We start from the raw sequence: 12132 nt of genomic DNA, 5'->3' as shown, positions 1-12132 counted from the left end.
GAGGACCAGACAATGCGCCATCTCCTCGCCATCGAAGGGCTTTCGCCGGTCGTCATCGGTGATCTTCTCAACCTGGCTGAGAGCTATGCCCTGCTGAACCGCTCGGGCAAGACGCAGCGCGACCGGCTGCGCGGCCGGACGCTGATCAACCTGTTCTTTGAGGACAGCACGCGCACGCGGACCAGTTTTGAACTGGCGGGCAAGCGCCTGGGGGCGGACGTGATCAATATGTCGGTCTCGACCTCGAGCGTAAAAAAGGGCGAGACGCTGCTCGACACCGCCTGGACGCTGAATGCCATGCAATGCGACCTGCTGGTGGTGCGGCATGACCAGTCCGGCGCGCCGAACCTGCTGGCGCAGAAGGTGGAAGCCGCCGTCATCAATGCCGGGGACGGCATGCATGAACATCCAACCCAGGCGCTGCTGGATGCGCTGACCATCCGCCGCCATCGCGGCAAGCTGGAAGGGCTGACGGTCGCGATCTGCGGCGACGTCGCGCATTCCCGCGTTGCGCGCTCCAACATTCATCTGCTCAATGCCATGGGCTGCACGGTACGCGTCGTGGGACCGGCCACGCTGATGCCGACCAGCATCGCCGAGCTTGGCGTCACTGTCTTTCATGACATGGCGGCTGGACTGGAGGGCGCCGATGTGGTCATGATGTTACGATTGCAGAAAGAACGCATGTCCCGCAACCTTCTTCCCAGCAGTCGCGAGTATTTTCGCTTCTTCGGTTTGGATGCGCAGAAGCTCGCTTTTGCGAAGCCCGACGCGCTCGTCATGCATCCGGGACCGATGAACCGCGGCGTCGAGATCGACAGCGCCGTGGCTGACGACCCGAGCCATAGCGTGATCAGCGAACAGGTGGAGATGGGCGTGGCCGTGCGCATGGCGGTGCTCGACATGCTGTCGCGACCGCCGGCCGTCCCAGCCGGAGGCCGCCACTGATGAACGGCATGATCACGGCGAGCCTGCGCGACACGGTGATTGCCGGCGCGCGGGTGATGGACCCCGCGACCGGCCATGATGCGGTGGCGGATGTTCTGATCCAGAACGGTGTCGTCGCCGATATCGGCCTCGGCCAAGGCAGGCCGGAGGGCGCCGAGCTTATCGAGGCGCGCGATTGCGTCCTCTCCCCCGGCCTGTTCGACATGCGGGTGGAATTGGGGGAGCCGGGACGGGAGGATCGCGAGACCATCAAATCCGTCTGCCGCGCGGCGGCGGCCGGCGGCATTACCAGCCTGTGCGCGCTGCCGGATTCGGTGCCGGCGACCGATGACCCGGCGCTGGTGCGCGCGCTGATTGCGCGCGGCGAGGATACCGGCAGCCTCTCGATCCATCCGTATGGCGCGGTGACGCGCGATTGCGCAGGCGAGCAGATGGCCGAGCTAGGGCTGATGCAGGAAGCCGGTGCGGTCGCCTTTACCGATGGCGCGCGGGCGATCGGGCCGGCCAGGCTGATGCGCCTGGTGCTGGCCTACACGCGCGGCTTCGGCGGCATCATCGTGCAGCACCCCGAGGACCCATCGCTCGCGGGCGGCGGTGCCGCGACTCAGGGAGAACTGGCGACGCGCCTGGGCCTGCCGGCGATCCCGGCGGTGGCGGAAGCCATTCAGGTGGCGCGCGATATCGCGCTCGCCCGCGACACGGGCGGGCGGCTGCATTTCGCCCATGTCTCGACCGGAGCGGCGCTGGCTTTGATCCGCGCGGCCAAGGCTGAAGGCGTCGCCGTGACCTGCGACACCGCGCCGCCCTATTTCGATCTCAACGAAATCGCCATCGGCAATTTCCGCACCTATGCCAAGTTGTCCCCGCCGCTCCGCACCGAGGCGGACCGGGAAGCGGTGGTGGCGGCGCTGGCGGACGGCACGATCGACGCCATCGCATCCGACCATCAGCCGCGCGACGCCGACGACAAGCGCCTGCCTTTCGCCCTGGCCTCGGCCGGCGGCACCGGGATCGCGACGCTGCTGCCGATTACGCTCGCGCAGGTCCACAGCGGCCATATCAGTCTGATGCGGGCGATTGAGCTGATGACGGCGGGGCCGGCGCGCCTGCTGGGCCTGTCCGTGGGCCGCATCGCCCGCGGCGAGGCCGCCGACCTCTGCCTGTTCCATCCCGACCGCGCCTGGAAGATCGAATCCGGCAAACTGCCGGGCAAGGCGCAGAACACGCCTTTCGACGGGCGCGCGGTCGAAGGCCGCGTCACCGGCACCTGGAAGGCTGGACGGCGGGTGTTTGGATGAGCGCAGCCAATCACATATGTGCAAAAACAGTCACCCGCGGGCCTGTCCCGCGGGTCTACCCGCCTCAGCGCCCAAACGGTGCTTCGGCGCCCGAGCGGGTAGATGCGCGTGTCAAGCACGCGCATGACGAGGGAAAGGTAATCGCGTCGTGATCCTCCTCCTTCCGATACTTTTGGGCTATCTGCTCGGCAGCATTCCCTTCGGTCTGATCGTGACCCGCCTCGGCGGGGCCGGAGACATCCGCACCATCGGTTCCGGCAATATCGGCGCGACCAATGTGCTGCGCACGGGCCGCAAGGGCCTGGCCGCCGCGACGCTGCTTCTGGATGGCCTGAAGGGTGCGGCCGCCGTTCTGATCGCCGCCAATTGGCCGCTGCTGGCGCAAGCGCATCATGCCGGGCTCTGGGCCGGGCTTTTCGCCGTCATCGGCCATATGGCACCGCTCTGGCTGCGCTTCCGCGGTGGCAAGGGGGTCGCGACCGGCCTGGGCGTTTCGCTCGCCGCCTGCTGGCCGGCCGGCGCGCTGATGTGCCTGATCTGGCTGATCGGCGCGAAAGTGACGAAAATTTCCTCGGCCTCGGCGCTCGCCGCCTTCGTCGCCGCCCCTTTCCTGGCCTGGATCTTCGCGGGGCCCGCGCATGCGCTGCTGGCGCTGGTCATCACTCTGCTGGTGCTGGCGAAACATCACGCCAATATCCGCCGCCTGATGGCGGGCAGCGAACCCCGCATCGGCGCCGCATGACCGCGCCGCCCTCTGCCCTTGTCGACCGGATCAGGTTGGCGCGGACGGAGGGTGTGGGGCCGATCGGCTTTGCCCGGCTGATGGCGCGATTCGGAAATGCCCCCGCCGTGCTGGAGGCCCTTCCCGGCCTTGCCCGCAGCGCCGGGCGCGCGCGCATCGCGATTCCCAGCCGCGCCACCGTCGAAGATGAGATTGCGGCCACGACCAGGCTGGGCGGCCAGTTCCTGACGCTGGGCGACGCTGGCTATCCGCCCCTGCTGGCGCTGCTGCCCGATGCGCCGCCGGTGCTGATCGTGCTGGGCGATCCGCGCCACCTGTGCGCGCGCACCATTGGCATCGTCGGCGGCCGCAATGCCTCCCTCAACGGACAGCATATCGCGGCCACCCTCTCGGCCGATCTCGCCCGCGAGGGCCTCACGATCGTCTCGGGCATGGCGCGCGGCATCGACGGGGCTGCGCATGAAGCGGCCCTCAGCCTGCCTGAGGGCCGGACGCTCGCCGCCGTCGCGACCGGCATCGACCGCCCCTATCCGCCCCAGCATGAGGGGCTGCAGAAGCGCATCGCGGCCCAGGGAGCGGTGGTGACGGAGGCCCCCCTCGGCACCGAGCCGCAGGCACGCCACTTCCCGCGCCGCAACCGCATCATCGCGGGCCTCGCACTCGGCGTCGTCGTGGTGGAGGCCGCCCGCCAGTCCGGCAGCCTGATCACGGCGCGGCTTGCCCTGGAAGCGGGGCGCGAGGTCTTCGCGGTGCCCGGTTCCCCGCTCGATCCGCGTTCGCAGGGCAGCAATGATCTGATCCGCCGCGGCGCCTGCCTGACCGAAACGGCGGAGGACGTGCTGGGGGCGCTGCCGCAGGGGACTGACGATTTCTCCTTTCGCCAGCGGCAGCCGGTCGCGCCCGAAACGCTTCGGGAGGATGCCGCGCCGGCCCCGGCCGAGGCCCATAAAATCCGCGCGTCCGTGCTTGCCGTGCTGGGTCCCGCACCGACATCGGTTGACGATCTGCTCCGACACTGCCAGTTCACGACAAGAGCCGCTCTTGTGGCCACCCTGCTGGACCTGGAACTCGGCGGCTTTGTCGAGTCCTTGCCCGGCAATCGTGTGGCCCTGATCGCAGATCAGGGCGGATGAGCGCCTAGTTCAGGATGAGCATGTCGGACGTCGTCGTCGTCGAATCCCCCGCCAAAGCCAAGACGATCAATAAATATCTTGGCGATGGTTATACGGTTCTTGCGAGTTTCGGCCATGTGCGGGACCTCCCGCCCAAGGACGGCTCCGTACGCCCGGACCAGGACTTCGCCATGGACTGGGAGGCCGACGAGCGCGGCAGCCGCCAGGTCTCGGCGATCGCCAAATCCATCAAAAAGGGCACCACCCTTTATCTCGCGACTGACCCGGATCGCGAGGGCGAGGCCATTTCCTGGCATGTCCGCGCCATGCTGGAGGAGCGCAACGCGCTGAAGGGCGTCACCGTCCGTCGCGTGACCTTCAACGAAATCACCCGCAATGCGGTGACGGCCGCGATGGCCGCGCCGCGTGAGCTGGACCAGCCGCTGATCGAGGCCTATCTCGCCCGCCGCGCGCTGGACTATCTGGTGGGCTTCACCCTGTCCCCCGTTCTGTGGCGCAAGCTGCCCGGCAGCCGCAGCGCCGGCCGCGTGCAATCGGTCGCATTGCGCCTGGTCTGCGAGCGCGAAGCCGATATCGAGGTCTTCCGGGCGCGGGAATATTGGACGATCGAAGCGCTGCTGGCGACGCCGGCTGGCGCCCCCTTCTCCGCCCGGCTCACGCATCTGAATGGCCGCAAGCTCGAGCAGTTCGACCTGCCCAACGCCGCCACCGCCGAAGCCGCCCGCCAGGCCGTGGCCGCCGGTGCCTTCTCGGTCTCGACCATCGAGCGGAAGCGCGCGCGCCGTAATCCGATGCCGCCCTTCACCACATCGACCTTGCAGCAGGAAGCCAGCCGCAAGCTCGGCTTCGGCGCGCAGCAGACGATGCGCGTGGCGCAGCAGCTGTATGAAGGCGTGGATATCGGCGGTGAGACGGTCGGTCTGATCACCTATATGCGAACCGACGGCGTCCAGATGGCCCGCGAGGCCATCCATGCCATTCGCGACCATGTGCGGGACAATTTCGGCAAGGACTACCTGCCGGGCGTGCCGCGGGAATACAGTACCAAGGCGAAGAACGCCCAGGAAGCGCATGAAGCCGTGCGCCCGACCGATGTCGGCCGCCGCCCGGAGACCATGACGCGCTACCTTAGCCACGACCAGGCGCGGCTGTATGAGCTGATCTGGAAACGCGCGGTCGCGTCGCAGATGGCGCAGGCCGAATTCGACCAGGTCGTGGTGGATATGGGCGACGGCGCGCGCAATACGCTGCGCGCCAATGGCTCCCTGCTCGCCTTCGACGGCTTCCTCAAACTGTATCGCGAGGACCGCGACGATCAGGCCGAGGATGACGACGAAAGCCGCGTGCTGCCGCCGATGACCGAAGGTGACCCGCTGTCTCAGCGCGACATCAAGTCGAGCCAGCATTTCACGCAGCCGCCGCCGCGCTACACGGAAGCCTCTCTGGTCAAGAAGATGGAGGAGCTGGGCATCGGCCGCCCCTCCACCTATGCCTCGACGCTTTCGGTGCTGCGCGATCGCAATTACGTGCGGCTGGACCAGAAGCGGCTGGTGCCGGAGGATCGCGGACGGCTGGTGACGGCCTTCCTGAGCAGCTTTTTCAACCGCTATGTCGATTACAGCTTCACCGCCAATCTCGAAGAGAAGCTCGATGAGATTTCGGACGGCCGCGCCGACTGGCGCGCGGTGATGCGCGCCTTCTGGCAGGACTTCTCGGAGGCCGTCGATCAGACCAAGGATCTGAAAATCTCCGATGTCATCAATGCGCTGGATGACGATCTCGGCAGCCATTTCTTCCCGCCCAAGGACGACGGGTCCGACCCGCGCGTCTGCCCCGCCTGCAGCAACGGCCGTCTGGGCCTGAAACTCGGCCGCCATGGCAGCTTCATCGGCTGCTCCAACTACCCGACCTGCCAATATACGCGGCGCCTGGCCGTCAATGGCGGAGAGGAAGGCGAGGAGACGCTGAAGGAGGGCATGCGCCTGCTGGGTCAGGACCCGGATACGGGCGAGGATGTGTCCGTGCGCCGCGGTCCCTACGGGCTTTACGTGCAGCTCGGCGAACCGCCGCCGGCCACCGAAGACAAGAAGGCCAAGAAAGAAAAACCGAAGCGCATGTCCCTGCCCCGCGGCATGGACGGCGAGACCATCAGCCTGGATCAGGCGCTGGGTCTGCTGACCCTGCCGCGCCTGATCGGCCTGCACCCGGAGACGGGCGAGCCGATGGAAGCCGCCATCGGCCGTTTTGGCCCCTATATCCGCATGGGCGCGGTTTATGCCTCGCTGGATAAGGATGACGACGTGCTCGCCGTGGGGTCCAACCGCGCGGTCGATCTGCTGGCCAAGAAGCTTGCCTCGGTGCGCTCGCTGGGCGCGCATCCCAAGGATGGCGAAGGGATTCTGGTCAAGAAGGGTCGCTTCGGCCCCTATGCCCAGCACGGCAAGATCGTCGCGACCCTGCCGCGCACTGTGTCGATGGACGATATTACGCTGGAGGAAGCGGTCACCCTGCTCGCCGAGAAGGGCAAGGAGCTGAAGCCCAAGGCGGGGGCCAAAGGAAAGACGGCGGCCCGCGCCAAGCCCAAGGCGACGAAGGCCGCCGCGGCCACCGGGGCTGCGGCCAAGCCGAAGACTGCCGCGCCGAAGAAGCCGGCAGCGTCAAAGAAGCCGGTTGCGGCGAAAAAGCCTGCGGCGCGCAAGCCGGCCCGCAGCGAAGCCGCAGATTGACGGCGCGGACATTGACGAAGACCGCGCGCAAGAAGCCCAAAGCCGCCCGCCAGACCGCGGGGGCGGAGAACGCCCCTCCGTCCCGCCCTTTTCCGAGCCGCGAGCAGCTTCGCGAATTCATCGCCCAAAGCACCGGCCGGGTCGGCAAGCGCGAAATTGCGCGCGCCTTCGGCCTGGGACCCGAACATAAGCTGGCGCTCCGCGATACGCTGCGCGACATGGCGCATAAGGGCGAAGCCGCCCCGGCCGGCCACAAGCGCTTCGCCTCGCCCAGCGGCCCCGGGCCGGACAGCGTGGTGCCCCGCTCCATCGGGCGGCTGACGCGGCGGCACAATACGCCTTTACCGGAAGCGATCGTGGTTGAGATCACCGGAATCGATACCGAGGGCGATGCGATCGGCCGCCCCGTCGACTGGCGCGGCGACGGGCCACCGCCGACAATTTTCATGGAGCCCGAAGCGCGCGGCCAGACGGCACTTGCCCCCGGCCATCGCGTGCTGGCGCGCATCCGCCCCATCGGCAGCGCCCAAGGCGCGCGCAAATATGAAGGGCGCACGCTCAAGCGGATCGAAGGCAGCGCCGGCCGCGTCATCGGCATTTTCCGCCGCCGCGGCGCGCTGATGCGCATCGAGCCGACCGACCGCCGCGTCAAGGCGGAATGGACCGTGCCGCCGGGTGAGGATGCCGGCGCCCAGGACGGCGAAATCGTCCGCGGCGAGGCACTGCCGATGGGCGGGCTCGGCCTCAAGCCCGTGCGCATCACGGAGCGGCTGGGGGATGCGAGCGGTGCTAAGGCCGTCAGTCTTCTGGTCATCGCGACGCTGAATATCCCGGAAGTTTTTTCGGACGACGTTCTGGCCGAGGCCGAGGCTGCGCGCGGCGTCGGCCCCGAGGGGCGGGAAGACCTGCGGCAGATCCCGCTCATCACCATCGACGGGGCGGATGCGCGCGATTTCGACGATGCGGTCTATGCCGAGCCGGACGGCGACGGCTTCCGCCTCATCGTCGCGATTGCCGATGTCTCGCATTATGTGACGCCCGGCAGCGCGCTCGATCGCTCGGCGCGGGAGCGCGGTAATTCGGTCTATTTCCCCGATCGCGTGGTGCCGATGCTGCCCGAGGCGCTGTCCAACGGCTGGTGCAGCCTGCGCCCGAACGAGGATCGCGCCTGCCTGTTCGCCGAAATGCGGATCGGGCCGGATGGCCGCAAGCGGTCCCACCGCTTCGGACGCGGCCTGATGCGCTCGGCCGCGCGCATGACCTATGAAGACGTGCATGAGGCCCATGCGACGGGGCGGGAGACGCCGGCCTTCCCGCTTGATCACCTCTATGGGGCTTACGAACTGCTGCTGGGTGAACGGCAGCGGCGCGGCACGCTGGACCTGGATGTGCCGGAATGGAAGGTGACGCTGGACACCGAAGGCCGCGTCGCCAATGTCGCGAAGCGCACGCGTCTCGACAGTCATCGCCTGATCGAAGAATTCATGGTGCTGGCGAATATCGCGGCCGCCGAGGAATTGGAGCGGCTGCACCGCCCCTGCGTTTATCGCGTTCATGCGCCACCGTCAGAGATTAAATTAGACGGGCTTCGTACCTATCTGCATGGCATGAGCATCAGCCTGCCAGCCGGCGACCAGATCCACCCGCGCGATCTTGACCAGGTGCTGAGCCGCGTCCTTGGCACCGACGAGGCGCCGCTGGTCAATGACGCGGTTCTGCGCAGCCAGTCCCAGGCCGAATACAGTATCGCGAATATCGGCCATTTCGGCCTGGCCCTGACGAAATACGCCCATTTTACCAGCCCCATCCGCCGCTATGCCGATCTCCTCGTGCATCGCGCGCTTATCACCGGCCTGGGGCTGGGCCAGGATGGCTTGCGGGCCGAAGACGTGGCCCGGTTGGAAGATACCTGCGCGCATATTACCGGCACCGAACGGCGCGCCGCGCAGGCCGAGCGCGATGCCGTTGACCGCTACATGGCGGCCTTCATGGCTGACAAGCTGGGCTGCATATTTGATGCGCGGATTTCCGGTGTGACGCGCTTCGGCCTGTTTGTTACTTTGACGGATACTGGCGCATCTGGAATGATTCCGCTCAGCGCCCTTCCCGATGACTTCTGGATGCACGACGAAGCAACACAGAGCTTGAACGGCAAGCGCAGCCGGGTGGTCTTCCATCTGGCGCAAATCGTCTCCGTTCGCCTGGTGGAAGCGAAGCCCGTGACCGGCGGTCTGCTGTTCCAGATGATGATGCCCGGCACTGACGCGCGTGGCCAAGCCGGCACCCGGCCGTCTGCAAAATCCTCGCCCGGCAAAGCGCCCGCGGGGAAACCGCAGCCTGGCAAAGGTGCCGCCTCATCGAAGCATCCGCGGGACGGCGCAAAAAAAGCCCGCACCACGCGGACGTGAAGCGGCACGCCTTTCTTGTCGTGCTGCTCTGTGCGCTGCCCTTCCGGGCGGAGGCGCAGAGCAACTGGAACCAGGCACTCGCCGGCAGCGTCTACGATGCCGCCTTCGCCTTCATGGGTCCACGCACGCTGGAACCGATTCCGCTCGCCAATCTGACGCTGTGGGGCCTGCGCGGGCTGACCGCGCTTGACCCGTCCATCGCGCCGTCGATGACGCCGCGCGCCATGGCGCTGAACGATCGCGGTGCCGTCGTGCTCAGCCTGCCGCTGCCGCAGGCCGATGACACGGCAGCCTGGGCGACGCTCGCGGCCGTGATGTGCGGCAAGGCCGCGACCCTGTCGGCGGCTGTCGCCCAGGCGGGGACGGGCGGCATCGTGACCAGCTTTTTTGACGAGTTGTTCAATCACCTCGACCCCTATTCCCGCTATATCGCGCCCGATTCTGGCCATGGCCCGCCGGCCATGGCCGATCCCGGCTTTTCCATCATCCTGACGCGCCATCATGCCGTGGTGGGGGATATCGATCCCAATGGTCCCGCCGCCGCCGCCGGTCTGCTGCCGGGTGACCGCATCCTCGCGATCGACGGCGTTTCCACCCGCTACCAGGACAGCTATGGCCTGAACGCGGCGCTGAGCGGGGCCGAGGGGTCTGAAGTCACCTTGCGGATCGACCAGCGGCACGGCAAGCCGCACGACCTGTCGCTGACGCGTGTGGCGACCCCGCCGGTGACGGTCGCCTCGGGCCTCGCGGGACCCAATCTTCTGGTCCGCATCACAGGATTTGAGACCGGAACCGCGGCAGCGTTTCGCCAGCAGGTGGTCGCGGGTCTGGCGGCCCATCAGGGTGTCCAGGGCCTCATCATCGATCTGCGCGGCAATCGCGGTGGCTTGCTGGAACAGGCCATCAGCGTCGCGGACAGTCTCGTCAACAGCGGCACCCTGGCCCGCGCCGTCGGCCGCGACCGGGAGGCGAACCAGCAATGGCAGGCGGACGCCGGGGATATCAGCAGCGGCCTGTCGGTCGCGGTGCTGGTCGACGGCCGCACCGCCAGCGCGGCGGAAGTGCTGGCCGCGGCCCTGGCCGATGACCGCCGGGCCGTGGTGATCGGCAGTGCGACCTTCGGCAAGGGTCTGGTTCAGGCCGGCACCGACCTGCCGGATCAGGGCCATCTGCTGGTGACCTGGGCGCGGCTGCTTGCCCCGCTCGGCTGGCCGCTGCAGGGCCTGGGCGTGATGCCGCAGGTCTGCACGAGCGGATCGGCGGATGCGGTCGAAAGCCAGTTGCAGGCGCTGACCGCCGGGCAACAGCCCATGGCCGCGGCCCTGCGGGCCGAGCGCGCCGCCCGGCCTGGCATGACGCTCGACCAGATTCTGCAGCTGCGCGAGGCCTGCCCGGCGGCGCTGGGCTCCTCCCTCGATCTGCAGGCCGCCCAGTTTCTGCTCTCGACCCCGCCCGCCTATCAGACCGCGCTGATCCCGCACGGCTGAGCGCGCCGGAGGTCAGCCAAGCACGACACGCCGCCGGGATGGCTCGGTGAAGTCCAGCAAGGGCCCCACCGGCACGATCCCGGTCGGATTGATCATGTCATGGCTTTGAAAGTAATGGCCCTTGATATGCTGGAAATTGACTGTCTCGGCGACGCCCGGCGTCTGGAACAAAGCGCGCGTATAGTCCCACAGGTTCGGGTAATCGACGATCCGGCGCAGATTGCATTTGAAATGGGTGACATAGACCGGGTCAAAGCGCAGCAGCGTGGTAAACAGCCGCCAATCGGCTTCAGTGACGTGATCGCCGCAGAGGAAAGCGCGCGTCGATAGACGCTCCTCCAGCCAGTCGAGCGTCTCAAACAGCGGATAGACCGCCTCCTCATAGGCGTCCTGGCTGGTGGCGAAGCCGGCCTTGTAGACGCCGTTATTGACGGTGTCGTAGATGCGGGCGTTGAGCGCGTCGATCTCTGTCCGCAGCGCCTGCGGATAATAGTCCCCGGCGCGCGCGCCCGTGCCATCGAAGGCGGTATTGAACATGCGGATGATCTCCGCACTCTCGTTATTCACGATGGTGCCGCGCTGCTTGTCCCACAGCACGGGCACGGTGACGCGGCCGGAATACCGGGCATCCGCGCGCAGATAGATATCGAACAGGGTGGCGGCATCGTGCGGGTCCGGCACCACGCCGGGGCCCGCGTCGAAGGTCCAGCCGCGCTCGCGCATCACCCAATTGACGATGGAGACCGGCAGGACATGGTCCAGGCCCTTGAGGGCGCGGAAGATGAGGGTGCGGTGCGCCCAGGGGCAGGCGAGCGAGACATAGAGATGGTAGCGGCCCTCCTCGGCGGCGAAGCCGCCCTCGCCGCTCGGTCCCGGACGGCCGTCCGGCGTGATCCAGTGGCGGAACTGGGCGGCGCTGCGCTGGAAGCGCCCGCCATGGGATTTGGTATCGTACCAGCCGGTGTTCCAGACGCCGTTGTCGGCAAAGCCCATGACCCTGTTCCTATCCGTGATCGCCACCTGAGCCGCGGCCTCAGCCATGGGCCCGGACCGCGCGGGAGGCAAGCGCTGCGGCCGCCCTGGCCTATCAAACTAGGGTGTTGCGCCCGGCGCCGGATAGCGATAGATCACCCCCGACGCCGGCATAGCTCAGGGGTAGAGCAACTGATTCGTAATCAGTAGGTCGTAGGTTCAATTCCCACTGCCGGCACCATTTTTTCAATGAGTTACGCCTCCTTCCGACATAGCCATAGGCGCGTCGCAAATTGCCCCAACGGGATATTTGCAGGATGGCGAGGCGAACGGCGCGGGATGTCCCGCGATGCGCCAGAAGCGCCTGCTGACGGGCGCTCATACGCAGCATCCCGAATTGTCGCGCCTGCCCCCGCAT

At 67.3% G+C, this 12132-nt stretch carries 8 protein-coding genes and 1 tRNA gene; 8 read left to right on the top strand and 1 reads right to left on the bottom strand.

The window, feature by feature from the left end; translation table 11 throughout:
- The first annotated feature begins 12 nt into the window (after window positions 1–12).
- The 7 genes from AC3G7M_RS11715 (at window position 13) to AC3G7M_RS11685 (ending at window position 10742) form a co-directional block, all read left to right on the top strand.
- A complete protein-coding gene (locus AC3G7M_RS11715) occupies window positions 13–948 on the top strand; it encodes an aspartate carbamoyltransferase catalytic subunit (protein WP_489212136.1) in 936 nt (311 codons plus the stop codon).
- A gap of 23 nt (window positions 949–971) precedes the next feature.
- The gene (locus tag AC3G7M_RS11710) at window positions 972–2246 is read left to right on the top strand and encodes a dihydroorotase (protein ID WP_489216036.1); all 1275 of its coding nucleotides are present in this window, start codon (window positions 972–974) and stop codon (window positions 2244–2246) included.
- Window positions 2247–2394: 148 nt separating this feature from the next.
- Window positions 2395–2988: a glycerol-3-phosphate 1-O-acyltransferase PlsY gene (gene plsY, locus AC3G7M_RS11705; RefSeq protein ID WP_489212134.1), complete on the top strand. Its 594-nt coding sequence runs from the start codon at window positions 2395–2397 to the stop codon at window positions 2986–2988.
- Complete coding sequence (gene dprA / locus AC3G7M_RS11700; protein WP_489212132.1) at window positions 2985–4121, top strand: DNA-processing protein DprA; 1137 nt, start codon at window positions 2985–2987, stop codon at window positions 4119–4121. Before plsY ends, dprA begins: the two co-directional genes overlap by 4 nt.
- Window positions 4122–4141: 20 nt before the next feature.
- The gene (topA, locus tag AC3G7M_RS11695) at window positions 4142–6847 is read left to right on the top strand and encodes a type I DNA topoisomerase (protein WP_489212130.1); all 2706 of its coding nucleotides are present in this window, start codon (window positions 4142–4144) and stop codon (window positions 6845–6847) included.
- A gap of 11 nt (window positions 6848–6858) precedes the next feature.
- Window positions 6859–9255, top strand: coding sequence for a ribonuclease R (gene rnr / locus AC3G7M_RS11690; protein ID WP_489212128.1), 2397 nt, complete (start codon window positions 6859–6861; stop codon window positions 9253–9255).
- The gene (locus tag AC3G7M_RS11685) at window positions 9252–10742 is read left to right on the top strand and encodes a S41 family peptidase (protein WP_489212127.1); all 1491 of its coding nucleotides are present in this window, start codon (window positions 9252–9254) and stop codon (window positions 10740–10742) included. The genes rnr and AC3G7M_RS11685 overlap by 4 nt, the downstream gene beginning before the upstream one ends.
- Before the next feature lie 12 nt (window positions 10743–10754).
- Here AC3G7M_RS11685 and AC3G7M_RS11680 read toward each other — a convergent pair whose 3' ends face one another.
- On the bottom strand, window positions 10755–11735 hold the full coding sequence (locus AC3G7M_RS11680) for a glutathione S-transferase family protein (protein WP_489212125.1): 981 nt from the start codon (window positions 11733–11735) through the stop codon (window positions 10755–10757).
- 145 nt (window positions 11736–11880) lie between these two features.
- On the opposite strand from AC3G7M_RS11680, the gene AC3G7M_RS11675 reads away from it, so the two are divergent.
- Window positions 11881–11955, top strand: a tRNA-Thr gene (locus AC3G7M_RS11675).
- Window positions 11956–12132: the final 177 nt, after the last annotated feature.

Source organism: Acidisoma sibiricum (genome assembly GCF_057837225.1).
This window is presented reverse-complemented; position numbering and strand designations above follow the sequence as displayed.